Here is a 23336-nt window from a genome sequence, read left to right on the forward strand (position 1 = left end):
GTCGATGCGCTTCGCTTATCCGCCCTACGGTTCACAGCGCCAGATGGGTGCGCACAAAGACTTCCAGCTGATCGCCCGGCATCGGGCGGGCGAACCAGTAGCCCTGAATTTCGTCGCAATGAAAAATGCGCAGGAGGTTGGCCAGTTCCTCGGTTTCAACGCCCTCGGCAATCGTCTTCAGCTTCAGGCTGTGGGCCATCTGGATGATGGCGCGAACAATCGCCGCATCGTCCGGGTCGGTAACCAGATCGCGAATGAAGGACTGGTCGATCTTCAGCTTGTCGACGGCAAAACGTTTGAGATAGGCGAGGCTTGAATAGCCGGTACCAAAATCGTCGACCGACATCTTGACGCCCAGGGCTTTGAGACGGCGCACCATTTCCAGCGTCGCTTCGGCATCCTGGATCATGATCGATTCGGTCAGTTCAAGTTCGAGCCATTCTGAATCGAGTTCGGAAAGCACCAGCGCGTTGTTCACGGTATTCACCAGGTCAACCCGCTTGAACTGGACCGCCGAGAGGTTGACGGCCACGACGAAAGGCGGCAAACCGGCATCCTGCCAGGCACGTGCCTGACGACAGGCTTCCCCCGGCACCCAGGCACCGATCGGTACGATCAAGCCGGAATCCTCGGCCACCGGGATGAAGCGTGCCGGCGATACCAGCCAGCTTTGAGGACTGTTCCTGCGGATCAGCGCCTCGACACCGATGATGGTTCCATAATGCAGATCCATCTGCGGCTGGTAGTGCAAACAAGAATTCATTGTTCTTCAGCGCCTGCCGCAACCGGGTTTGCAGCTTCATGTGCTCGACCACCTGCAGGTTCATCTGCTCGGTAAAGAAGCGATGCCCATTGCGGCTGGCCTCTTTGGCGTGATACATCGCCGTGTCGGCCTTTTGCAGCAGGCTGTCGAAGTCTTCGCCATCTTCGGGATAGAGCGTGATGCCGATCGAGAACGAAGGCATCAGCGTTTGATTAGCCAGCAGAACGGGCTCACCCATGCGCTGGTGAATCTTGTCGGCCACCAGTTCTGCCCGGCCGAAATGGTCTCCCACAACTCGCGATAAACCGCTTCATCCGCAGCCCCTGGCTTCTGCAGACCCGCATCCTGGCCTATTGTCTCTTCGCGCGTATAGCCGGTGGTTTCGATGAACTTTTCATTGACGTTCTCAATGCGACCATCAAGGTCGGTAATGAAAATCGTCGCCGGGTTTTGAGCGACAGCCATCGAGAGCTTGTTGTTCCAGCGTCTCGGCCAGTGCGCTGCGCCCCAGTAGCTGGCGCAGATAAACCTGAAAACCTCAGTTAACCGCGACAAACTGACCGCAAAGCCAGATCTGACGCGTGTTTAGCCCTCACCCCAACCCTCTCCCGCGGGGAGAGGGGGTTTACACCCTTCTCCCTGCGGGAGAAGGGCCGGGGATGAGGGCTTGCGGCATTGGCATAACATCCAGCTGAGTTTTCTAGGACAAATGAGCAGCAGCAACGTCAGCAGCACGCCGACCAGAGGAATGGCAGCGATACTGTTCGCGGCATTGGCCTTCATCCAGGCCGGGCCGGCTTCGACTTGCACCGTCCATAGACTGCGGGCCAGTTCGAACTCCTGGTCATGAATCAGTGGATTGGCGGGCAACCGGGAAACCTCATCGCCAGCCTTCGGCAGCCAGCGATGAATGAGTTGCCTGGCTTCCGGCAACGGCTGGTCGAGGAGGCTGACGCGCAAGCCGGTCAGCGGCATCAACGGCCGGCATCCAGCCAAAACCGCGCACCCCTGGCTGGCCAAGCATTGGCTCTACGAATTTGTTGAAGACCTGCCAGTCGACTTCACCGACGCTGTGAAACAGGCATTGCAGGACGGTCAATTGCTTGAGTGGCTCGGCCAGTGCACTGATGATCAAGTCGGCGCGCTCGCGTGCGGCAATCTGGAAACGCTGCTCCAGCCGATCCTGCGCATTGACGGACATCTCTCGTCACCCAGGCCGTGGACACCAAGCCAAGCAGGCCGACGGCGACCAGAATGGCCCGCCGGTAAAACGGACCAGGATGAGATTGTCGAGAACGTGTCATTCGAACTCTGGCACCAAGATAAGTGACCGATATTTCATCAAGGGTGCACCATATCTCATGATGACAGAGCCGACATTAATACTTGCTGCTAACAGGCTGAAATCATTCGCTCCAGAGCAGAATCCAGCGTTGTCCGCGGACAACCGAAATTGAGTCGCACCCAGCCCGGCAAACCGAAATCGCTGCCACTGGACAAGCCGACGCCAGCCGCTTCATAAAACCCCGCTGGATCGGCCATGCCGAGGCCGCGTGCGTCGATCCAGGCCAGATAGGTGGCTTCAACGTGCGTCATTGACAGGCCGGGAATGGCGGCGACAACCGACTCTACACGGTCGCGGTTAGCACGCAGCGCGCCGATCAGTGCCGCATGCCAGTCGTCGCAGTCACGATAGGCAACTTCACAGGCGGCCAGTCCGAGGATGTTCACGTGCGGCACGATGCCGCGCATGGCCCGGTTAAAACGACCCCGCAGCGCGGCATCGGAAATCACCGCAAAGGCACAACCGAGGCCGGGGATGTTGTAGGTCTTGGACGGCGCCATCAGCGTGATGCAGCGCCGGGCAATGTCGGCATCGATCATGGCCAGCGGGATATGCTGGCGGCCGGCATCGAGCAGCAGGCCACAATGAATTTCGTCGGAACAGACCGTCAGCTCGTGGCTCTGGCAAAAGTCGGCCAGCTCGGCCAGCTCAGACTGTTGCCAGGCGCGACCGACCGGGTTGTGCGGGTGGCAGAGCAGCAGCAGGCGCGTAGCGGGGGTCAGCACCGCTTCCAGCGCGGCGAAATCCCAGCTCCATTGATTGTCGTGCAAACGCAATGGTGCCGTTACCAGCGAACGCCCGGACAGGTGCGGCGCCGAGAGGAAGGGTGGATAGACCGGCGTCGCCGTCAGCACATCGCCTTCCACCGCACGACAGGCGACGTTGATCCCGGTGACCAGTCCTGGCAGCCAGACCAGCCATTCCGGCTCGACCTGCCAGTGGTACTGGCGCTGCAAATGCCCGAGCACGGCGTCGATCAGCGACGGCCAGGGTTCGGAGTAGCCGAAATGCTGCTGCGCAACGCGTTTTTCGAGCGCCGCGACAACGGCCGGCGGCGCGGCGAAATCCATATCCGCCACCCACAGCGGCAGCACGTCGCGGCCGGCGTATTTGTTCCACTTGAGCGAATCGCCGCCACGGCGGTCAATCGGGAGGTCGAAGTCGAAATCACTCACCAGGTCAGACTTCAAGGTGGGCGTAGAGCAGGGTCGACAGGTAGCGCTCGCCGAACGACGGGATGATCACCACCGTCAGCTTGCCGGCATTCTCCGGCCGGCTGGCCACCTTGAAGGCCGCCCAGACGGCGGCGCCGGAGGAGATGCCGACCAGCAACCCTTCCTCGGTTGCCATGCGCCGCGCGGTGGCGAAGGCGTCGTCTGCCGTGACGCGCACCACTTCGTCGTACACCGCCGTATTCAACACCTTCGGGACGAAACCTGCACCGATGCCCTGAATCGGATGCGGCCCCTTTGGCCCGCCGGAAAGCACCGGCGAGGCATCGGGCTCGACGGCGATGATCTGTACACCGGGTTTGCGCGCCTTGAGCACTTCGCCGACGCCGGTGATGGTGCCGCCGGTGCCGATGCCGGAAACGAAAATATCCACCTGCCCGTCGGTATCCCGCCAGATTTCCTCGGCCGTCGTGATGCGGTGAATCGCCGGATTGGCGGGGTTTTCGAACTGCTGCGGAATGTAGTAGCGAGTGTCGGCCGCAGCCATTTCATCGGCGCGTCGGATGGCGCCGCCCATGCCGTCCGGCCCGGGGGTTAGCACCAGTTCAGCGCCGTAGGCCTTGAGCAGCAGGCGACGCTCGCGGCTCATCGTTTCCGGCATGACAAAGCAGCACTTGATGCCGCGTGCAGCGCAGACCATGGCCAGGCCGATGCCGGTGTTGCCCGAGGTCGGCTCCAGAACGATCGTCTCCGGGCTGATCTTGCCAGTCGCTTGCGCCGCATCGATCATCGATGCGGCAATGCGATCCTTGACACTGTGCGCCGGATTGAAGAATTCAAGTTTGACCGCCACGGTGCCATTGATGCCGAGCGCAATCCGGTTAAGTTTGACCAGCGGCGTGTTGCCGATCAGTTCGGTAACGTTGTTGGCGATTTTCATGATGTTTGGCTCCTGTTGGACAATTCAATACAAGATAGGCTGCAAGGCGCATGGGCAGGCGTTCTACAGCATGCATGCCTGCAGAGCGGCGTATTCATTAGGTCTTCAGGCATGTGCTCTGTAGAGCATTAGCCGGAGCGGTTTCTGTTCGGCACCAGATTCTCCTGCACGTTCCAAGCTTTTTAAACGAAGGTGTTGCCGGATTTCCTGAGATGTTGTGATACTTCCACCGCAGAGTCACAGAGCCGCAGAGGTTTCGCAGAGAAAACCTTAATAACAATGGGGTTCCTCTGTCTTTCCTCTGCGGCTCTGTGCCTCTGCGGTGGATTTTTGATATTTTCACAGACTCTCAGCCAAGAAACAGTTTGTACGCCGGATTCTCCGTTTCGTTCCAGTGGGCGTAACCGAGGTTCTTCAGGAAATCCTTGAACTGCCGCATTTCCGAAGGCGGCACCTGCATGCCGACCAGCACGCGACCGTAATCAGCCCCGTGGTTGCGGTAATGGAAGAGGCTGATGTTCCAGCCGGCGCTCATGCGCTTGAGGAAGTGCATCAACGCACCGGGACGCTCGGGGAACTCGAAGCGGTAGATGATCTCGTTATCGATGCTCGGCGAATGGCCGCCGACCAGATGGCGGATATGCAGCTTGGCCATTTCGTCGTCGGTCAGGTCGAGCGTCGCGTAACCGTGCTTGCGCAGTTGCTCGACGAGCTTGAGCGACTCGGCACGCGAGGTGACCTGGACACCGACAAAAACGTGCGCTTCCTTCAGATCATTGAAGCGGTAGTTGAACTCGGTAATGTTACGCTCACCGATCAGCGACACGAATTTCCTGTAGCTGCCGGGTTTCTCGGGCAGCGTGACGGCCAACACCGCCTCGCGCTGCTCGCCGACCTCGGCCCGTTCGGCGACAAAACGAAGGCGGTCGAAGTTCATGTTGGCGCCCGAGGCAATGGCCACCAGCGTCCTGTCCTTCATCTTGTGGCGCGCGGCATAGGCCTTGGCGCCGGCCACCGCCAGGGCGCCGGCCGGTTCAAGCACGGCGCGCGTATCTTCGAATACATCCTTGATTGCCGCGCAGATGGCATCGGTATCGACCAGAACCATTTCATCGACGTATTGCTGGCACAGCCGGAAGGTCTCCTCGCCGACATATTTCACCGCCGCGCCGTCGGCAAACAGGCCGACGTGATCGAGACGGACGCGCTTGCCGGCTTTCAGCGAACGGTCCATGGCGTCGGCATCGGCGGCCTCGACACCGATGATCTTCGTCTCCGGACGCAGACGCTTGATGTACGCCGCCACGCCGGAAATCAGCCCGCCGCCGCCAACGCAGCAAAACACGGCATGGATCGGTTTCGAGTGCTGGCGCAGGATCTCCATGCCAATCGTTCCTTGCCCGGCGATCACGTCGGGATCGTCGAAGGGGTGAACGAAAGTCAGCTTCTCGACCTTCTGCAGCGCCAGCGCATGACTGAAGGCTTCGTCGTAGGAATCGCCGGCCAGCACCACCTCGCCGCCATGATTGCGCACCGCCTGCACCTTGATCTGCGGCGTGGTGGTCGGCATCACGATCACCGCCCGGCAACCGACTTTCGCTGCCGACAGCGCAACGCCCTGCGCATGGTTGCCGGCCGAAGCGCAGATCACACCGCGCTTGAGCTTCTCGGGCGACAGCTTGACGATCTTGTTGTAAGCGCCGCGCAGCTTGAAGGAGAACACCGGTTGCATGTCTTCACGCTTGAGCAGCAGGCGGTTACCGATTCGCGCCGAGAGGTTGGGCGCGTCGTCCAGCGGCGTCTCGATGGCGACGTCGTAAATCTGGGCGTTGAGAATCTTTTCGAGGTAATCCGGGTGCATGGCGGCTCAAACTCGGCTTGGAAAACGTTGATTCTAGCAGCAGCAATAGCAATGCTGACCAGCGAAGAAAAATCAGCCTGCCGGATCAAAACCCCGGTCATCAGGCTTAAGGATCAGTTGCTTGAGCAGGTCGCTCATCGGCTTGGTCATTTATTACCTGCGCAATTTAAACAGCAACGTTTATTTAATCGATCAGAGCGGGATGTCGACACGCCAAGTGCAATGCTGCATAGCAGTAAGATAGAATTCTATCTTTAGAAGCATCTGAATTGCCATGAACGCACGCCTGCGCGAAATCCCGTACAACTACACTTCCTTCTCCGACCGCGAAATCGTCATTCGCCTGCTGGGTGCGGAGAACTGGGCCATCCTCGACCAGTTGCGCAGTGAGCGCGTCACCGGGCGCTCGGCCCGTATGCTTTATGAGGTTCTGGGCGACATCTGGGTCGTTCAGCGCAACCCTTATCTGGAAGACGATCTGCTCGCCAACCGGCAGCGACGCGAGGCACTGGTGCAAGCACTACGCCACCGTTTGAACGAGATCGACAAGCGGCGGCAAGGCAACGACAAGGTTCTCGGCCTTTATGAAGCGGCGCAAACGGCGGTCAATGCCTTTGAGCGTCATTTCGACAATACTGCCGCCTTGCGCAAGCGGGTGCTGAAAACACTGATCCGCCATACCCGCCGGGACAACATCGCCTTCGACGGCCTGGCCCGCGTCTCGCACGTTACCGACGCCACCGACTGGCGCGTTGAATACCCCTTTGTCGTTCTCTACCCCGACACTGAAGAGGAAATGGCCCCCCTGGTGCGCGGCTGCATCGAGCTTGGCATGACCATCATCCCGCGTGGCGGCGGCACCGGCTATACCGGCAGTGCCGTCCCGCTGACCCCGCTCTCGGTGGTCATCAATACCGAGAAGCTGATCGATATCGGCCCGGTCGAGGAAATGTTGTTGCCCGGCTGCACACAAGCTTGCGCCACCATCCGCACCGGTGCCGGCGTAGTCACGGCGCGTGTTTCCGAAGCCGCCGCAGCCGCCGACCGGGTGTTTGCCGTTGACCCGACCTCGGCCGAAGCCTCATGTATCGGCGGCAACATCGCCATGAACGCCGGCGGCAAGAAGGCCGTGCTATGGGGTACAGCGCTCGATAATCTGGCCTGGTGGAAAATGGTTGATCCGGGCGGCCACTTCATGGAAGTGACGCGGATAAATCACAACCTGGGCAAGATTCACGAACAGGATGTCGCGCGCTTTGAAATCCGGCGTTTCCGCCAGGACGGCACATCGCCATTCGGGGAACCTGAAATTCTTGAGATTCCCGGCCGGAGTTTCCGCAAGGAGGGACTTGGCAAGGATGTCACCGACAAGTTTCTTTCCGGCCTGCCGGCTATCCAGAAGGAAGGTACCGACGGCCTGATCGTTGCCGCACGCTGGGTGCTGCACAAGATGCCGCCGCACACGCGCACTGTCTGCCTCGAATTCTTCGGACAGGTACGCGAAGCCGTGCCGGCCATCGTTGAAATCACCGATTATTTCAAACCCGGTGGCGCGGGCTATCTGGCCGGTGTTCTGCTGGCCGGACTGGAACATCTGGACGAACGTTACGTCCGCGCCGTTGGCTATGCGACCAAGGCCAAACGAAAAGGGGAAACTTCGGGCCGTCCGAAAATGGTCTTGATCGGCGACATCGTCGGCCACGATGAAAAGGCCGTCATGACCGCCGCCTCGGAAGTCGTGCGCCTGTGCAATCTGCGCTCGGCCGAAGGGTTTATCGCTGTCGATGCCGACACGCGCCGGAAATTCTGGCTCGACCGTTCGCGCACGGCGGCCATTTCACGCCATACCAACGCCTTCAAGCTTAATGAAGACGTGGTGATCCCGCTGCCACGCATGGGCGACTACTGCGACGGGATCGAGCGCATCAATATCGAGTTGTCGATACAGAACAAACTGGCGCTGTGCGACAACCTTGCTGAATTCCTGGCCGGCACCCTGCCGCTGCATCGTGGTGACGCCAACCTCGACAACGCCCTGTTGATTGGCGACCATCGCCATGCGGCGCAGGAAGCCGTTGCTGCCGTACGCACACGCTGGCAGTGGCTGCTTGACCATCTCGATCTGCCGCTCGGGCAGGCTGAAGCGCAATTCGCCCCGCTCGGCGTCGAAGCCGGTTTGCTCTCCAACAAAGCCGACAATCCGGCCCTCTTCCACCGCCTGCAGGACTACTCGCTGCGCGTTTCGTGGAAATCCGAGTTGAAGCCACAACTCGAAGCTATTTTCGACGGCAACGTTTTCCGCCCGATACTCGAACGTATCGAAGCCATTCACCAGGAAACCCTGCGCGGCCGCGTTTTTGTTGCCCTGCACATGCACGCCGGCGACGGCAACGTGCACACCAACATCCCGGTCAATTCGGACAATTACGCAATGCTGCAAACCGCCATCGCGGCGGTTACGCGCATCATGGGGCTGGCACGTTCTCTCGACGGCGTCATTTCCGGCGAGCACGGTATCGGCATCACCAAGCTGGAGTTCCTCAGTGAAGCGGAGATCCAGCCTTTCCGGGATTACAAGGCCAGGGTCGACCCGGAAGGCCGCTTCAACAAGGGCAAACTGCTGCCTGGCGGTGATCTGGCCAAGGCCTACACGCCTTCATTCTCGCTGCTTGGCGCCGAATCGCTGATCATGGAGCAATCGGTGATCGGCGACATTTCGACGATGGTCAAGGACTGCCTGCGTTGCGGCAAGTGCAAGCCGGTCTGTTCAACCCACGTGCCACGCGCCAACCTGCTTTATTCACCGCGCAACAAGATCCTTGCCACCTCGCTGCTGATCGAGGCTTTTCTCTACGAAGAGCAGACCCGGCGTGGCATTTCACTGATGCACTTTGATGAATTCAACGACGTTGCCGACCATTGCACGATCTGCCACAAGTGCGTTAGTCCTTGCCCGGTCGATATTGATTTTGGCGACGTGACCATCCGCATGCGCAACTTCCTGCGTGAGCAGGGCAAGAAGAAATTTGTTCCGGCCAAGGCGGCGGCAATGGCCTTCCTGACCATGAAGGACCCGGCAACGATTCGCCTGGTGCGCAAGCTGATGATCGACTGGGGCTACGCCGGGCAGCGTCTGGCGCACAAGACGGCCAGATTTTTCGGCCTGATACAACAGCAGACCAGGCAGCCGCCAGCCACACTCGGCCAACCTGGCATCCGCTCGCAGATCATCCATTTCATCAACAAACCGATGCCTGGCGGTCTGCCCAAGCGTACATCGCGTGCTCTGCTCGACATCGAGGATGAAAAAGTCGTCCCGGTCATCCGCGACCCGCAGAAGGTAAACTCGGCCGATTACGCGGGCGATGCCGTGTTTTATTTCCCTGGCTGTGGCTCGGAGCGCCTCTTTTCGCAGGTCGGCCTGGCAACACAGGCGATGCTTTACGAAATCGGTACGCAAACCGTGCTGCCGCCTGGTTACCTATGCTGCGGCTACCCGCAAATCGCCGCCGGCGAGGCGGACCAGGGGCAAAAAATCACCACCGACAACCGGGTGCTCTTTCACCGCGTCGCCAATACGTTGAACTATCTCGACATCAATACGGTGATCGTATCCTGCGGCACCTGCATGGATCAGCTTCAGAAGTACCAGTTCGGGAAGATATTCCCCGGTTGCCGCCTGCTCGACATCCACGAATACCTGCTGGAAAAGGGCATCAAACTCGAAGGCGAAGACGAACTGCGCGGAACCCGCTACATGTACCACGAACCCTGCCATGCGCCGATGAAGACCATGTCGGGCATCAAGGTTGCCAACGCACTGATGGGACAACCGGTCAATCTCTCCGACCGCTGCTGCGGCGAATCAGGAACCTTGGCCGTGACGCGCCCCGACGTATCAACCCAGGTTCGCTTCCGCAAGCAGGAAGAAATCGAAAAAGGCGCCGACAAGTTGCGCGCCGATGGATTCAATCGCGAGGTAAAGATACTCACGTCGTGCCCCTCCTGCCTGCAAGGCTTGTCGCGTTACAACGACGATGGCGGAACGCAGGCCGACTACATCGTCGTCGAAATGGCCAGACACTTGCTCGGCGAGAACTGGATGGAAAAATACGTAGAAAAAGCCCACAACGGCGGTATTGAGCGCGTTCTGCTTTAGCAATGCCCTGAATCAGGTAGCAGCCCGACCCGTCCGACTATCTTTTTCAATTACCAAAACCCTGATTACGTGAAGTATTTCCTTGAATCCGACACCGAAGAAAAATACACTGAACAGGGTATTGTTAATTCATTGCTGCCTTTGGTCATTTCTGCCTGGAGCTAAAAAATCATCGCCGAGTCCTTAAGCACCTGCGAACTGTGCAATTCAATTGGTGGTGATCCGATCTGGGAAAGCGCGCTGTGTCGCGTAGTAATTATTGACGATCCGTACTATCCCGGTTTCTGTCGGGTCATCCTGAATCGGCACGCGACTGAAATGACCGATCTGGATGAAGACGAACAGCGCGAGTTGATGCGCGTGGTCTTTGCGGTCGAGGCCACCGTGCGCCGCGTGATCAACCCGGACAAAATCAATCTCGCCAGCCTTGGCAACATGACCCCGCACGTTCACTGGCACATCATCCCGCGCTGGCACGATGATCGCTGTTTCCCGAATCCGATATGGGGTTTGGCGCAAAGGACCGAGACCTCGATGCCCGCTTTGATCGATGCCATCCGGCTAAAGCACGAGTTGGCCGCCCGGCTCGGGAAACCGACAACAACAACACCAACCAAGTGCTCCCCATGAATGCGTCGTCACCCTTCACCTTTTCGATTCGCGACCTGCAGACCGGCTGCGAGATAGTTTCCCGCATTTCTCTGGCCAATCCGCGGCAAGCTGAAATCGACATCAACCGCTTTCTCGATAGCCTGCTGGCGGCGCCGCCCGATGGGGAGATCTATTTCCGCTTGCTTGAACACGCCCGTCTTCCTATCGCCTTTATTGCAGAAGAACTTGCCAAGCGTTACCTGAACAAAGCCCTTCCACTGGCTGATCTGGAAGAGAAAATATTCCAGCAAGTCGTATCACTCTGGCTGAAAACAGCAAGGGCCTATGCGCATTGCGCCGAGAAGGACTCACCGGAAAACGATGACTTCGCCCACGTCCAGCGGGTGGCAATGATCCTGCATCGCTGTATCCATCACACCGGCATGGCCATCGTCGAGCACCAGCGTGCGCGCCGCGAATATCAATGGGGCTTGTGGCTTGACCTGCATGGTTACTTCGGTAGCGCCGAAGAGTGGGGCGTCGCCACCCTGGCCATTCCCGATGCCCTTGAATCGCTGGGTCGCAGCACACATTGCACTGCCGCCTACATCGGCTTCCTGCTTTGCGATATGGCTGGCTGTTACAGTCTCTCGGTTCGTGAACAGGTACTGGTCAGACGCTGGGCCATCTACTGGTCACCGCTTGCCAGCCTGCACAAGGCAGAACCGGGGGAGGCGCTACCCCAGTTCGTCGTCGATCTGATGCAGGACATTGCCCTGCGCCCTGTCGCCGATTGCCTGCAAACCGAATATCTGCGGCGGCTTGACACCTCCCGGCTGGCCATGCAGATCAGCCAGACCAGGCAACAGTTAAGGCAAAAAATTCCGCCATCACAACTTGCGTTGGGCGATGGCTGTACGGCCGGCCAATGCAACCGGCTACTCGAGCATCTTTCCCGTCCCTGGTCTCAGGCGCGGGCACCGAGAAAATTCCGGCGCCATGCAACATCCGGAATCACCAAGCTATGCACGGGTTTTGAGGAAATGCACTATTACATCTCCGGCAAAGAGTTCGAGCAGCCGGAGAACGTCCGCACCTACTCGCGGAGGGAGTTTGACAGCCTGTTCGCCTTCCGACACCAGGAAAACCCAATGCAGGTGCTGCAGGTACATCAGGAGCAACTCGCCTACTGCTTTGACACTTGGGAAGTCGTCAACCAGTCGGCCAATGGCTTCCGTCTCATGCGCAGCACCTCCGGCAAGAAGATGTTGCATGGCCAATTGCTCGCTCTGTGCCCGCATGATGGTGAGCGTTTTCTGCTGGCGCAAACCACCTGGCTCATGCAGGAGAAGGGTGGTGGTCTGATTGCTGGAATCAAAGCCCTGCCTGGCATGCCGGAAGCAACCGCTGCACGATCACTCGATCAAGTTGGCGAACAAGCCGGTAAATACCATCGGGCATTCCTGATGCCGGCGGTACCTTCGGTTGAAGCCGAGCAGTCACTGGTTCTGCCTCAAGGCTGGTTCCAGCCCGGGCGCATAATCGAGCTATTTACCGACGGCACCTGGCAAGTCAAACTTCTGCATGTGCTTGACAACGGACCGGACTACGAACGGGTCAGCTTTGCTGTCTGCTGAGTCCAACAGGCTCAATCACGAAAACAGCGCCCTGGAAAGCGTGCGGTAAAGCGGCTGCCTTTGCCTGGCTCGCTTTCAATCTCCAGCGTCGCATGATGGCGCGTCAGAACGTGCTTGACGATGGCTAATCCGAGACCGGTACCGCCGGTTTCGCGCGAGCGACTCCGATCGACCCGGTAGAACCGCTCGGTCAGGCGTGGCAGATGCTGTGCGGCGATGCCGATTCCGCTATCGGCCACGACAAACTCGCCGAATCCCTGATACTCGCGCCAGATCAGATCGATCCTGCCGCCCGGCGGGGTATAGCGCACGGCGTTTCCCGCCAGGTTGCTGAAAGCACTGCGCAACTCGTTGGCACAGCCGCCTAGCACCGATGGCGTCTCTACCGTCAAGGTGATCTGGTGCCGACCCGCTGAAAGTGCCCGGACTTCGGCGAGAATGCTGTTCAACGTCGGCGCCATTTCAACACGCTCCTCGTTTTGCGCCAGGCCACCGGATTCCAGCGCTGACAGGGTCAGCAGATCCTCGATCAGGCGCTTCATGCGTGCGTTCTGCTCGCAAATAAGTGCCAGATAATGCTTGATCTCGGCTTCACCGTAGGCCTCGTAGTCGTCGGAGAGCATCTCCGAGAACCCGGCGACTACCGTCAGCGGCGTCTTCAGTTCATGAGAAACATTGGCGATAAAATCGCGACGCATGGTTTCCGTACGCTCGATCTGGCTGATGTCACGCGAAACCAGAAGGTTCTGGTCGTTGCCGTAGGGAATGATCTGCAACATCAGGGTCATGCCATCGACGCGCCCACCACGATAAATCAGTGGCTCAACGTAGCTCCCGCTATCGAGATAGCTGACGAAGTCCGGATGGCGAATCAGGTTGGTCAACGCCTGCCCGCGATCAGTGGCCGCCGACAGGGCGAAGTGTGTTTCCGCGCGCTCGTTGATCCAGTCGATGTGGCGATGGCGATCATAGGCGATCACACCGTCCGGCAGCGCCTCGAAAGCACGCATGAAGCGCTTGAGGGTTTCTGAAAGCGACTGCTGCTGATCCAGACGCACACGAACCCTGCGATGCAGTCCGGCAAAGGCAATTTCCCAGACACCGCGCCCCCTGGGCAAAGGATTGTCGAGCGGACCTTCCAGCCAGCCCATCAATTGTCGAAGATGAAGCAGGTGCCAGCACAACATGAGTAGCAGACAAACGATCACTGCTGCCAGTCCCCAACTGAGCCCATAGAAAAAAACGACCGGCCCGAAGACGAGGCATGCAAAGGCCAACAGCAGCCACAGCGTGCGGGCCAGGATCATGCCGGCACCCGATCCTTAACTGCTCCGCAATACCTCATTCGGGCAGCGCCGAGAAACGGTAACCGCTACCGCGCACCGTCTGGATCAGCCGATCATGCCTGGTCAGTTCAAGCGATGCGCGTAAGCGGCGAATATGAACATCGACCGTCCGCTCCTCGACAAAGATGTGATCACCCCATACCTGGTCGAGCAACTGGGCGCGACTATGAACGCGCTCGGCATGCGTCATGAAGAAATGCAGCAGGCGAAATTCGGTCGGCCCAAGGTCAAGCGCCTGGCTATTGCCGGAGACGCGGTGAGTTACCGGATCAACCCGCAATCCTTCGACTTCCACGCAATCCTCGGTCATTTGCGGCGCTCTCCGGCGCAACACCGCCTTGATCCGGGCCAACAATTCGCGCGGGGAAAAGGGTTTGGTCAGGTAATCGTCGGCCCCGGCATCAAGGCCGGCAACCTTGTCATGCTCTTCGCTGCGTGCCGTCAACATGATGATCGGCAGGTCGCGAGTGCGCTCGGCACTGCGTAAACGGCGGGCGTATTGAATGCCGCTCATGCCGGGCAACATCCAGTCGAGTAAAACCACATCGGGCAGGGTTTCGTCAACCAGGAGCGCCGCATCTTCCGCAGTGTCTGCACGCAACACCCGGTGCCCGGCATGCTGCAGACTGGCGGCAATCAGTTCCTGAATCGACGGTTCGTCTTCAACGACAAGGATTGTGGCAGGCATGGAAACGATACTCCCGGTAATCTAATTCGCTTATTTTATTAAGGCATGATTACAAATTGATGACAGACAACCCTTTGGGCACTGCGACGCTCAAGGCATTCATTGCGACGCTACACTTCCTCATTACGTCACTGCCCAGGGTTCCGGGAGTGCTGAATTCAATCACCTTTGCCGCCCAGCTTCCCTGACTTCTCAGCACCGACTTTGCGCTATCATAGCGCGTTCGCTTACATACGAAGGTTGTCATGGCAGGCCTTAACCCCGATTCGCCGATTCCGACCGAGATCAAACTGCACCAGAAATCCCGTATTCTCGAACTGGCTTTCGAGAACGGTGAGCGCTTTGAACTGACTTACGAGTTCCTGCGCGTCTTTACGCCTTCTGCCGAAGCGCGCGGCCACGGGCCGGGTCAAGAGAAACTGCAGATCGGCAAACGTGATGTGGATATTGTCAGCATCGAACCGGTCGGCAATTATGCGATCAAGCCGGTGTTTTCCGATGGGCATGATAGCGGACTCTATTCGTGGGATGTCCTGCACAACCTTTGCGTCCATCGCGATGAGTTGTGGCAAGCCTATCTCGACAAACTTGCAGCCGAAGGTGGCAGTCGTGACTTGGCTGACTGCCCGGCTCCCGCCGTCAAGCCGCCGCCATCGTGTGGCAGCAAGCATTGATTTTAGCCAACTCTCCCCATTTGCCATGCGACATGACCATCAATACCAATAACAAAACCCATTTCGGCTTCGAGCAAGTCGCCGAGGCAGAAAAAGCCCGGCGCGTTGCCGAAGTTTTCGACTCCGTCGCCCAGCGCTACGACCTGATGAATGACCTCATGTCCGGCGGCATGCATCGGCTTTGGAAATCCTTTACCATCGCCCGCAGCGGTGTTCGCGAAGGCTCGCGCGTGCTCGACGTCGCCGGCGGCACCGGTGACCTGGCACTGGCTTTTGCGCGCAAGGTCGGGAAGAACGGCGAAGTCTGGTTGACCGACATCAACAACGCCATGCTGACCAATGGCCGTGATCGCCTCTGCGATAAAGGATTCCTCATTCCGGTAGCGCAATGCGATGCCGAGAAACTGCCATTCCCGGATGACTACTTTGATTGCGTCAGCGTGGCTTTTGGCCTGCGCAACATGACGCACAAGGACGCTGCTCTGGCCGAAATGCACCGCGTGCTGCGTCCTGGCGGGCGATTGCTGGTGCTGGAATTCTCGCAGGTCTGGAAACCGCTGGCGCCGATCTACGACTTCTACTCGTTCAAGGTCATTCCCCGCATTGGCGAAATCATCACCAAGGACGAGTCAAGTTATCGATACCTTGCTGAGTCGATTCGCGTTCACCCGGATCAGGAAACACTGAAAGGGATGATGGAACAAGCAGGTCTTGAGAAAGTCGAATACTTCAATCTGACGCTGGGTGTTGTCGCCCTGCATCGGGGCTTCAAATTCTGATGGAGAAACTCATGAAAACATTGATCGCTGTTTTTACGATCTTTCTGGCGCTTGGCCTGAGCGTTGGCGACGCCGAAGCCGCTCGACTGGGCGGTGGCAAATCGTTCGGCATGCAACGCCAGTCGGTGGCACCCAAACCGGCAGCGCCAGCCCAGCAGGCCGCACCCGGCGCACCGGCCACGCCGGTTGGCGCACCTGCTGCAGCGCCCAAGCGTAACTGGATGGGGCCGCTTGCGGGACTTGCTGCCGGCCTCGGCATTGCCGCCCTGATGTCGCACTTCGGCATGGGTGAAGGCATGGGCAACATTTTGATGATCGCCTTGCTGGCCATGGCGGCATTTTTTGTTTTCAAACTGTTGTTCCGCCGCAATGCTCCTGCGGCACAACCCGCCGATCCAATGCAGTATGCCGGTGCTGGCGATTCGCCCCTGGCACCCCAAGCTGCCGCTGCCCAGTACGGATCGACCTTGCCTGCCAACGCACCCGTGACTGCTCGCGTTCCCGATGGCTTTGACAGCGAGGGTTTCCTGCGTATTGCCAAACTCAATTTCGTTCGCCTGCAGGCCGCCAACGACGCCCGAAACCTCGACGACATTCGCGAATTCGTCGCTCCCGAGATGTTTGCCGAGATCAGGATGCAGATCGACGAACGCGGCAACGCCCAGCAACAAACCGATATCGTGACCTTGAATGCGCAACTCCTCGAAGTAAGCACTGAGGCCAACCGCCATGTTGCCAGCGTGCACTTCAGCGGCATGATTCGCGAAGTAGCCGGTGCGGCAGCCGCGCCATTCGATGAAGTCTGGAATCTGAGCAAGCCAATTGAGGGCAACCAGGGCTGGGTCATTTCCGGAATCCAGCAACTCAGCTAAGTTTTGATGCTGATCAACGCAGCGCTCGGCTTACTCAATCATCTTCTGGAAGGTGAAGAGTGGGCGCTCAAACGCCTCAAGGTTTCTGCTGGGCAAACAGCGCGACTTGAATTGAGCGCGCTGAGCCTGGCGCTTGAAATCACCTCCGATGGGCTCTTCATTCTGTGCGACAAGAACGTACCCGCTACCGTCACCATAACGCTTCCAGCGGATACGCCGATGCGCGCGCTGACTGATCGCCTCTCCATATTCACCGCAGCGCGCATCAGTGGCTCAGCCGAACTGGCTGAGAACCTCGGCTTCGTTTTCCGCAATTTGCGCTGGGATGTGGAGAATGATCTTTCACAACTGATGGGCGACATCGCCGCGCGCCGCCTGGTTGCAGGCGGCAAGCAAATCGCCATCTGGCATCAGCAACTGGCAAGAAATCTGGCCCTGAATCTGGCCGAATATTTCACCGAGGAAAGCCAGGCCATTGCCCGCCATCAAGAGGTTTCAAACTTCTGCAAAGACATCGGAAGCCTGCAGGAAGAGATGGCCCGGCTCGAAAAACGAGTGTGGTCACTCGAAAGCTGATCGCCTGAAAACATGAAAGCCGCCCTCGGCGGCCCTGGAGATCATCGCCTTGTTCCGGACACCGCTTCTGCAACACCCGTCAATAGGCGGTTCACCAGCAACATGCCATGGAACCCGCATGGTTATTGGCTCTCACGGCATGCTGGCTGAAGACGCCCATTCTATAAGCCTCCTGGGCCGATCATGAAAAAAGACAGGCGTTGCCGCCTGCCTTCTGAATTCCAGCAAACCAAAGGATCAATGATGTTTGCGCATTTTCTTGATCGCCTGCAATTGGGCTACAGCCTGCGCCAGTTCGGCCTCGGCTGAAGCATAGCTGACGTCCGAATCGTGGTTCTTAAGTGTTTCTTCTGCACGACGCTTGGCTTCAATCGACTTTGCCTCGTCAAGGTCGTGCGCCCGAATCGCCGTGTCGGCGAGCAGGGTTATCAGGGTCGGTTGCACTTCAAGAATGCCACCCGACACATAGACGAGTTCATACTCGTCGTGATCAGGAATCTTCAGACGAACAGTCCCTGGCTTGATTCGGGTCAACAGCGGTGTATGGCGCGGGTAGATGCCCAACTCGCCGGCTTCTCCCGGAAATACCGCGAACTCTGTCTCGCCTGAGAAAATCAACTCCTCGGCACTGACAACATCAACATGAACTCTGAGTGGCATGGTTTATTTCCCTTGCGTGGGTCGTGTCACATTTGCGGAACGGACACGACTCCCACGATGCGCGATGGATTGAACTTAAAGGGTTTTGGCCTTCTCGAATGCTTCCTCAATACTGCCGACCATGTAGAAGGCCTGTTCCGGCAGGCTGTCGCACTCGCCTTCACAGATCATCTTGAAGCCCTTGATGGTGTCCTTGAGGGTGACATACTTGCCTGGCGAACCGGTGAACACTTCTGCTACGTGGAAGGGCTGCGACAGGAAGCGCTGGATTTTGCGCGCGCGATACACCGACAGCTTGTCTTCCGGCGACAGTTCATCCATACCCAGAATGGCGATAATGTCGCGCAATTCCTTGTACTTTTGCAGCGTCATCTGAACCGCACGGGCGACGTTGTAGTGTTCTTCACCAACCACCTGCGGGTCAAGCTGGCGCGAGGTCGAATCGAGCGGATCGACGGCCGGGTAGATACCCAGCGAGGCGATGTCACGCGACAGCACGACAGTCGAGTCAAGGTGCAGGAAGGTGGTTGCCGGTGACGGATCGGTCAAGTCATCGGCAGGCACATAGACGGCCTGAATCGAGGTGATCGAGCCAACCTTGGTCGAGGTGATGCGCTCTTGCAGACGGCCCATTTCTTCAGCCAGCGTCGGCTGATAGCCCACGGCCGAAGGCATCCGGCCGAGCAGTGCGGAAACTTCCGTACCGGCCAGCGTGTAACGGTAGATGTTATCGACGAAGAACAGGATGTCGCGGCCATCGTCACGGAAACGCTCGGCCATGGTCAGGCCGGTCAGCGCGACGCGCAGACGGTTACCGGGCGGCTCGTTCATCTGGCCGAACACCATCGCCACCTTGTCGAGAACGTTGGAGTCCTTCATTTCGTGGTAAAAGTCGTTGCCCTCACGGGTACGCTCGCCCACTCCAGCAAAAACCGAGAGTCCGGCGTGCTGTTTGGCGATGTTGTTGATCAGTTCCATCATGTTGACCGTCTTGCCCACCCCGGCGCCGCCGAACAGGCCGACCTTGCCGCCCTTGGCAAACGGGCAAACGAGGTCGATCACCTTGATGCCGGTTTCAAGCAAATCAACCGACGGCGACAGTTCGTCGAATTTAGGTGCCAGCTGGTGAATTGCGCGGCGCTCTTCAGTGGCAATCGGACCGGCTTCGTCAATCGGCCGACCGAGCACGTTCATGATGCGGCCAATCGTCGCATTACCTACCGGAACCGAAATACCGGCTCCGGTGTTGTTGACCTTCATGCCGCGACGCAAGCCATCGGAAGAACCCATGGCAATCGTGCGCACCACGCCGTCGCCCAGTTGCTGCTGAACCTCAAACGTCAGATCCGCTTCGCAGTTACCGTGCTCTTCGGCTTTGTCGAGCAGCAGTGCATCGTAAATTCTGGGCATCGCATCGCGCGGGAACTGGATGTCCACCACGGCGCCGATACACTGAACAATGTTTCCTTGACTCATCGTCGTATCCCCAATCAATAAACTAAGTTCGCGTGGTCAGACAGCTGCTGCGCCGCTGACAATTTCCGAAAGCTCTTTGGTGATCGCTGCCTGGCGAGCCTTGTTGTAAACCAGCTTGAGCTCGCCAATCACGTCTTTTGCGTTATCCGAAGCGGACTTCATGGCCACCATCCGTGCGCTCTGCTCGGAAGCCATGTTCTCGGCAACCGCCTGATACAACATCGCCTCAACGTAGCGCAACAGCAGATCATCGATAACCGCCTTGGTATCAGGCTCGTAGAGGTAATCCCAGCGGTTGCTGCTATTGCTCCCCACCAGTTCGCCGGATAGCGGCAGCAACTGCTCAATGACCGGTTCCTGCTTCATCGTGTTGATGAAACGGTTATAGGCAAGATAGACAACGTCAATTTCGCCGTTCATATAGGCGTCGAGCTGAACCTTGGCCGGCCCGATCAGCTTTTCCAGATGCGGCGTATCGCCGAGCGCAATGACTTGCGACACAACATTTGCCCCGGCACGCATCATGAAGCCCAAGCCCTTGTTGCCGATGGCGGTCACCTGGAGCTTTTTGCCTTCGGCGTCCCACTCCTTCATTCTGGTCAGTGCCAGCCGCAAAATATTGGTATTCAGACCACCGCACAATCCTTTGTCGGAGGTCACGGTGATCAAACCAACTGCTTTTACTTCCTTGCGCGTGATGAGGAAGGGATGACTGTATTCCGTCAGTGCATGGGACAGGTTTCCAGCTACACGCCTGATCTTTTCGCCATAAGGACGGGCGGCACGCATGCGATCCTGCGCCTTGCGCATTTTCGATGCGGCCACCATCTCCATGGCCTTGGTGATCTTGCGCGTACTTTCTACGCTCTTGATCTTGTTACGGATTTCCTTGCCGCTCGCCATGGCAATCTCCTTGATTGATCGATCAGGCCAGAGTGGCCTTGAACTCCTCGATCGCCTTGGTGAGCAATTGCTCACCTTCAGCATCAAGTTCTTTGCTCGTTTCAATCTTGCTGACGAGGGCGGCGTACTTCTCCTTGACGAAGCTCTGCATCTGCTTCTCAACATCAAGCGCCTTCTTCACTTCAACATCGTCGAATAAGCCCTTGTTGACCGCATGCAGCGTGATCGCCATTTCGGAAACAGCCAGTGGTGAGTATTGCGGCTGCTTCATCAATTCGGTGACCAGACGGCCACGATCAAGCTGCTTGCGCGTTGCTTCGTCCAGATCCGAAGCAAACTGGGCAAAAGCGGCCAGTTCGCGATACTGGGCCAGCGCCAGACGCACACCGCCGCCGAGTTTCTTGATAACCTTGGTTTGCGCCGCACCACCCACACGCGACACCGAAATACCGGCATCGATGGCTGGACGGACACCGGAATTGAAAAGGTCGGTATCGAGGAAGATCTGACCGTCGGTAATCGAAATAACATTGGTCGGGACAAAAGCAGAAACGTCGCCAGCCTGCGTTTCAATCACCGGCAATGCGGTCAGCGAACCCGTCTTGCCCTTGACTTCACCGTTGGTGAATTTCTCGACCCATTCTTCCGAGACACGAGCCGCACGCTCGAGCAGACGGGAGTGCAGGTAGAAAACGTCGCCGGGGTAGGCTTCGCGACCTGGCGGACGGCGCAGGAGCAGCGATACTTGACGGTAGGCCCAGGCCTGCTTGGTCAGATCGTCATAAATGATCAGCGCGTCCATCCCGCGGTCGCGGAAGTATTCGCCCATAGTGCACCCGGAGTAAGGCGCAATATATTGCAATGCAGCCGATTCAGCGGCAGTGGCAGCAACGATGATGGTGTATTCCATCGCGCCGTGTTCTTCCAGCCTGCGTAGCACGTTGGCGACGGTCGAGGCTTTCTGACCGATCGCAACGTAAATACAGAATAGATTCTTGCCCTTCTGATTGATGATGGTATCGATCGCCACCGCGGTCTTGCCGGTCTGACGGTCACCAATGATCAGCTCACGCTGTCCGCGACCGATCGGAACCATCGCGTCGATCGACTTCAGACCGGTCTGCACCGGTTGCGAAACCGACTTGCGCCAGATGACGCCTGGTGCCACTTTTTCGATCTTGTCGGTCAGTTTGGCATTGATCGGACCCTTGCCGTCAATCGGATGACCGAGCGAGTTAACCACACGACCCAACAGTTCCGGACCAACCGGAACTTCAAGGATGCGTCCGGTCGTCTTGACCGTATCGCCTTCGGTAATATGCTCGTATTCACCAAGGACCACGGCACCGACCGAGTCGCGCTCAAGGTTGAGCGCCATGCCGAAGGAACCGCCCGGAAATTCGAGCATTTCGCCCTGCATCACGTCGGCCAGGCCGTGCACTCGGCAAATGCCGTCAGTCACCGAGACGACCGTACCGGTTGTCCGGGTTTCGGCGCCTACGTCCAGATTCTGAATCTTGCTCTTGATCAGTTCACTGATCTCGGAAGGATTCAATTGCATGAATTTCTCCTAGTTCTTAAGCGCCGTGGCCATTGCTTCAAGCTTGCCGCGAACGGAAGCATCGAGGACCTGGTCACCTACCGCCACTTTGATCCCACCAATCAGCGCCGCATCCACCTCGACATGAGGCTGGAGTTTGCTGCCAAAATGGGTTTCAAGCTGGCTCATCAGATTTTTCAGTTGTGCAGCGTCGAGAGGAAAGGCGCTGGTAACGACAGCGTCCTTGACTCCCTCGTCTGCGCTCTTGAGCTGCTCGTAGATTTCCTGGATTTGCGTCAGGACGTCGAGCCGTTCGTTCTCGGCCAGGATGCCAATGAAAGAACTCAGCTCCTGGTTGCCGGCTTCGCCGGAAAGAGAAACAAACAGATCCGCGACCTGCCCGGCGGAAAACTTCGGATTGCCAACGACCTTGGTCATTTCTGCATCTTGCGCAATTGCCGCAAGTCGCTGCAGTCGATCTGACCAGGCCGCCAGCGCCTTACTTTCCCGCGCCAGACGAAACACAGCCTGCGCATAGGGACGAGCGATGGTGACAGATTCAGCCATGAGCGTTACAGATCCTGTTTGATCGCAGCGAGCATGCTGGCGTGCACTTTGGCATCGACTTCGCGGCGCAGAATCTTCTCGGCACCAGCGACGGCCAGTTCGGCAACACGTTCACGCAGGGATTCCTTGACGCGCGCAGCTTCCTGCTCAATTTCCGCCTTGGCACCAGCAACGACCTTGTCGGCTTCGGACTTGGCCTGCACCTTGGCAGCTTCGATGATCTGCTGACCACGTTTTTCAGCTTGCGCAATAATCTCGGCCACTTTTTCCTTGCCTTCGCGCACGGTTTCGGCCGAGTGCTTGGATGCCAGATCAAGGCTATTCCGGCCACGTTCTGCGGCAGAGAGGCCTTCAGCGATCTTTGTCGCACGTTCGTCGAGCGCCTTCATGATGGGCGGCCACACGAACTTCATCGTGAACCACGCCAGAATGAAGAACACAGCGAGCTGGGCGAACAGAGTTGCGTTCAGATTCACGGTTATCTTCCCTCTGAAAGGTTGATGGGAGAAGTCCGCTTATTTAATGACGAACGGATTGGCGAAGGCAAACATCATGGCAATACCAACGCCAATCAGGAACGCCGCGTCAATCAGACCAGCCAGCAGGAACATCTTGGTCTGCAGTTCGTTCATCAACTCAGGCTGGCGCGAGGCGGCTTCAATGTACTTGCCACCCATCAAGCCGATACCGATACAAGCCCCGATAGCGCCCAGACCGATAATCAGACCACAGGCCAGCGCTACATTACCAAGAACAAGTTCCATGACCACTCCTTCAAATTTAATTA

General features: G+C 58.1%; 24 protein-coding genes and 1 pseudogene. 8 read left to right on the forward strand and 17 right to left on the reverse strand.

Annotated features, from left to right (window positions below):
• Positions 1-31 precede the first annotated feature (31 nt).
• The 8 genes and pseudogenes from ACOYNV_RS02690 to ilvA form a co-directional block, all read right to left on the reverse strand.
• Entirely contained in the window at positions 32-763 is a 732-nt protein-coding gene (locus ACOYNV_RS02690) for a putative bifunctional diguanylate cyclase/phosphodiesterase (RefSeq protein ID WP_422898195.1), read from the reverse strand.
• A 148-nt stretch (positions 764-911) separates the two neighbouring features.
• Positions 912-1001: pseudogene (locus ACOYNV_RS02695) on the reverse strand (hypothetical protein); the annotation flags it as partial.
• A complete protein-coding gene (locus ACOYNV_RS02700) occupies positions 965-1228 on the reverse strand; it encodes a PAS domain S-box protein (protein WP_422898196.1) in 264 nt (87 codons plus the stop codon). The gene ACOYNV_RS02700 and the pseudogene ACOYNV_RS02695, both read right to left, overlap by 37 nt.
• Before the next feature lie 120 nt (positions 1229-1348).
• Positions 1349-1738, reverse strand: coding sequence for a hypothetical protein (locus ACOYNV_RS02705; protein ID WP_422898197.1), 390 nt, complete (start codon positions 1736-1738; stop codon positions 1349-1351).
• Positions 1644-1964 carry a hypothetical protein gene (locus ACOYNV_RS02710; RefSeq protein WP_422898198.1) on the reverse strand — a complete coding sequence of 107 codons (321 nt, stop codon included), beginning with the start codon at positions 1962-1964 and terminating at the stop codon, positions 1644-1646. The genes ACOYNV_RS02705 and ACOYNV_RS02710 overlap by 95 nt, the downstream gene beginning before the upstream one ends.
• Before the next feature lie 191 nt (positions 1965-2155).
• Positions 2156-3283: a MalY/PatB family protein gene (locus tag ACOYNV_RS02715; RefSeq protein ID WP_422898199.1), complete on the reverse strand. Its 1128-nt coding sequence runs from the start codon at positions 3281-3283 to the stop codon at positions 2156-2158.
• Between the two features lie 4 nt (positions 3284-3287).
• Entirely contained in the window at positions 3288-4220 is a 933-nt protein-coding gene (cysK, locus tag ACOYNV_RS02720; RefSeq protein ID WP_422898200.1) for a cysteine synthase A, read from the reverse strand.
• 349 nt (positions 4221-4569) lie between these two features.
• Entirely contained in the window at positions 4570-6081 is a 1512-nt protein-coding gene (gene ilvA, locus ACOYNV_RS02725; RefSeq protein ID WP_422898201.1) for a threonine ammonia-lyase, biosynthetic, read from the reverse strand.
• A 51-nt stretch (positions 6082-6132) separates the two neighbouring features.
• On the opposite strand from ilvA, the gene ACOYNV_RS02730 reads away from it, so the two are divergent.
• From ACOYNV_RS02730 to ACOYNV_RS02745, 4 genes are all read left to right on the forward strand, one after another.
• Positions 6133-6339 carry a hypothetical protein gene (locus tag ACOYNV_RS02730; RefSeq protein WP_422898202.1) on the forward strand — a complete coding sequence of 69 codons (207 nt, stop codon included), beginning with the start codon at positions 6133-6135 and terminating at the stop codon, positions 6337-6339.
• 16 nt (positions 6340-6355) lie between these two features.
• Positions 6356-10240 carry a DUF3683 domain-containing protein gene (locus ACOYNV_RS02735; protein ID WP_422898203.1) on the forward strand — a complete coding sequence of 1295 codons (3885 nt, stop codon included), beginning with the start codon at positions 6356-6358 and terminating at the stop codon, positions 10238-10240.
• A 225-nt stretch (positions 10241-10465) separates the two neighbouring features.
• Positions 10466-10870, forward strand: a complete 405-nt coding sequence (locus ACOYNV_RS02740) for an HIT family protein (RefSeq protein ID WP_422898227.1) — start codon at positions 10466-10468, stop codon at positions 10868-10870.
• Complete coding sequence (locus ACOYNV_RS02745; protein WP_422898204.1) at positions 10867-12468, forward strand: hypothetical protein; 1602 nt, start codon at positions 10867-10869, stop codon at positions 12466-12468. Before ACOYNV_RS02740 ends, ACOYNV_RS02745 begins: the two co-directional genes overlap by 4 nt.
• A gap of 11 nt (positions 12469-12479) precedes the next feature.
• Here the strand turns inward: ACOYNV_RS02745 and phoR are convergent, their stop codons facing one another.
• Positions 12480-13775: a phosphate regulon sensor histidine kinase PhoR gene (phoR, locus tag ACOYNV_RS02750; RefSeq protein ID WP_422898205.1), complete on the reverse strand. Its 1296-nt coding sequence runs from the start codon at positions 13773-13775 to the stop codon at positions 12480-12482.
• 34 nt (positions 13776-13809) lie between these two features.
• A complete protein-coding gene (phoB, locus tag ACOYNV_RS02755) occupies positions 13810-14502 on the reverse strand; it encodes a phosphate regulon transcriptional regulator PhoB (RefSeq protein ID WP_422898206.1) in 693 nt (230 codons plus the stop codon).
• A 245-nt stretch (positions 14503-14747) separates the two neighbouring features.
• Here phoB and ACOYNV_RS02760 point away from each other — a divergent pair, with 245 nt between their 5' ends.
• The 4 genes from ACOYNV_RS02760 to ACOYNV_RS02775 are packed head-to-tail and all read left to right on the forward strand — an operon-like array spanning position 14748 to position 17403.
• Entirely contained in the window at positions 14748-15176 is a 429-nt protein-coding gene (locus ACOYNV_RS02760) for a gamma-butyrobetaine hydroxylase-like domain-containing protein (RefSeq protein WP_422898207.1), read from the forward strand.
• A gap of 32 nt (positions 15177-15208) precedes the next feature.
• Complete coding sequence (gene ubiE / locus ACOYNV_RS02765; protein ID WP_422898208.1) at positions 15209-15955, forward strand: bifunctional demethylmenaquinone methyltransferase/2-methoxy-6-polyprenyl-1,4-benzoquinol methylase UbiE; 747 nt, start codon at positions 15209-15211, stop codon at positions 15953-15955.
• An 11-nt stretch (positions 15956-15966) separates the two neighbouring features.
• Positions 15967-16827 (forward strand): Tim44 domain-containing protein, encoded by an 861-nt coding sequence (locus ACOYNV_RS02770; RefSeq protein WP_422898209.1) that lies wholly within the window; start codon positions 15967-15969, stop codon positions 16825-16827.
• 6 nt (positions 16828-16833) lie between these two features.
• Positions 16834-17403 carry a ubiquinone biosynthesis accessory factor UbiJ gene (locus ACOYNV_RS02775; RefSeq protein ID WP_422898210.1) on the forward strand — a complete coding sequence of 190 codons (570 nt, stop codon included), beginning with the start codon at positions 16834-16836 and terminating at the stop codon, positions 17401-17403.
• 237 nt (positions 17404-17640) lie between these two features.
• On the opposite strand, the gene ACOYNV_RS02780 is transcribed toward ACOYNV_RS02775, so the two are convergent.
• The 7 genes from ACOYNV_RS02780 to atpE form a co-directional block, all read right to left on the reverse strand.
• Positions 17641-18063 carry a F0F1 ATP synthase subunit epsilon gene (locus ACOYNV_RS02780; RefSeq protein ID WP_422898211.1) on the reverse strand — a complete coding sequence of 141 codons (423 nt, stop codon included), beginning with the start codon at positions 18061-18063 and terminating at the stop codon, positions 17641-17643.
• Positions 18064-18138: 75 nt separating this feature from the next.
• A complete protein-coding gene (gene atpD / locus ACOYNV_RS02785) occupies positions 18139-19539 on the reverse strand; it encodes a F0F1 ATP synthase subunit beta (protein ID WP_422898212.1) in 1401 nt (466 codons plus the stop codon).
• A 36-nt stretch (positions 19540-19575) separates the two neighbouring features.
• Positions 19576-20442, reverse strand: a complete 867-nt coding sequence (atpG, locus tag ACOYNV_RS02790; protein WP_422898213.1) for a F0F1 ATP synthase subunit gamma — start codon at positions 20440-20442, stop codon at positions 19576-19578.
• 22 nt (positions 20443-20464) lie between these two features.
• On the reverse strand, positions 20465-22003 hold the full coding sequence (gene atpA, locus ACOYNV_RS02795; protein WP_422898214.1) for a F0F1 ATP synthase subunit alpha: 1539 nt from the start codon (positions 22001-22003) through the stop codon (positions 20465-20467).
• A gap of 9 nt (positions 22004-22012) precedes the next feature.
• Complete coding sequence (locus ACOYNV_RS02800; RefSeq protein ID WP_422898215.1) at positions 22013-22549, reverse strand: F0F1 ATP synthase subunit delta; 537 nt, start codon at positions 22547-22549, stop codon at positions 22013-22015.
• Positions 22550-22554: 5 nt separating this feature from the next.
• Positions 22555-23025, reverse strand: coding sequence for a F0F1 ATP synthase subunit B (locus ACOYNV_RS02805; RefSeq protein ID WP_422898216.1), 471 nt, complete (start codon positions 23023-23025; stop codon positions 22555-22557).
• 39 nt (positions 23026-23064) lie between these two features.
• On the reverse strand, positions 23065-23313 hold the full coding sequence (gene atpE, locus ACOYNV_RS02810; RefSeq protein ID WP_422898217.1) for a F0F1 ATP synthase subunit C: 249 nt from the start codon (positions 23311-23313) through the stop codon (positions 23065-23067).
• Positions 23314-23336: the final 23 nt, after the last annotated feature.

The sequence above is a fragment of the Propionivibrio sp. genome (assembly GCF_049316945.1).
Lineage (GTDB): Bacteria > Pseudomonadota > Gammaproteobacteria > Burkholderiales > Rhodocyclaceae > Propionivibrio.

Bases quoted from the DNA above. Each gene is read 5' to 3' on its own strand.
- ACOYNV_RS02690 (WP_422898195.1), bottom strand. From the start codon at position 763: ATGAATTCTTGTTTGCACTACCAGCCGCAGATGGATCTGCATTATGGA.
- ACOYNV_RS02700 (WP_422898196.1), bottom strand. From the start codon at position 1,228: ATGGCTGTCGCTCAAAACCCGGCGACGATTTTCATTACCGACCTTGAT.
- ACOYNV_RS02705 (WP_422898197.1), bottom strand. From the start codon at position 1,738: ATGCCGCTGACCGGCTTGCGCGTCAGCCTCCTCGACCAGCCGTTGCCG.
- ACOYNV_RS02710 (WP_422898198.1), bottom strand. From the start codon at position 1,964: ATGTCCGTCAATGCGCAGGATCGGCTGGAGCAGCGTTTCCAGATTGCC.
- cysK (WP_422898200.1), bottom strand. From the start codon at position 4,220: ATGAAAATCGCCAACAACGTTACCGAACTGATCGGCAACACGCCGCTG.
- ilvA (WP_422898201.1), bottom strand. From the start codon at position 6,081: ATGCACCCGGATTACCTCGAAAAGATTCTCAACGCCCAGATTTACGAC.
- ACOYNV_RS02730 (WP_422898202.1), top strand. From the start codon at position 6,133: ATGCTGACCAGCGAAGAAAAATCAGCCTGCCGGATCAAAACCCCGGTC.
- ACOYNV_RS02735 (WP_422898203.1), top strand. From the start codon at position 6,356: ATGAACGCACGCCTGCGCGAAATCCCGTACAACTACACTTCCTTCTCC.
- ACOYNV_RS02745 (WP_422898204.1), top strand. From the start codon at position 10,867: ATGAATGCGTCGTCACCCTTCACCTTTTCGATTCGCGACCTGCAGACC.
- phoR (WP_422898205.1), bottom strand. From the start codon at position 13,775: ATGATCCTGGCCCGCACGCTGTGGCTGCTGTTGGCCTTTGCATGCCTC.
- phoB (WP_422898206.1), bottom strand. From the start codon at position 14,502: ATGCCTGCCACAATCCTTGTCGTTGAAGACGAACCGTCGATTCAGGAA.
- ACOYNV_RS02760 (WP_422898207.1), top strand. From the start codon at position 14,748: ATGGCAGGCCTTAACCCCGATTCGCCGATTCCGACCGAGATCAAACTG.
- ubiE (WP_422898208.1), top strand. From the start codon at position 15,209: ATGACCATCAATACCAATAACAAAACCCATTTCGGCTTCGAGCAAGTC.
- ACOYNV_RS02770 (WP_422898209.1), top strand. From the start codon at position 15,967: ATGAAAACATTGATCGCTGTTTTTACGATCTTTCTGGCGCTTGGCCTG.
- ACOYNV_RS02775 (WP_422898210.1), top strand. From the start codon at position 16,834: ATGCTGATCAACGCAGCGCTCGGCTTACTCAATCATCTTCTGGAAGGT.
- ACOYNV_RS02780 (WP_422898211.1), bottom strand. From the start codon at position 18,063: ATGCCACTCAGAGTTCATGTTGATGTTGTCAGTGCCGAGGAGTTGATT.
- atpD (WP_422898212.1), bottom strand. From the start codon at position 19,539: ATGAGTCAAGGAAACATTGTTCAGTGTATCGGCGCCGTGGTGGACATC.
- atpG (WP_422898213.1), bottom strand. From the start codon at position 20,442: ATGGCGAGCGGCAAGGAAATCCGTAACAAGATCAAGAGCGTAGAAAGT.
- atpA (WP_422898214.1), bottom strand. From the start codon at position 22,003: ATGCAATTGAATCCTTCCGAGATCAGTGAACTGATCAAGAGCAAGATT.
- ACOYNV_RS02800 (WP_422898215.1), bottom strand. From the start codon at position 22,549: ATGGCTGAATCTGTCACCATCGCTCGTCCCTATGCGCAGGCTGTGTTT.
- atpE (WP_422898217.1), bottom strand. From the start codon at position 23,313: ATGGAACTTGTTCTTGGTAATGTAGCGCTGGCCTGTGGTCTGATTATC.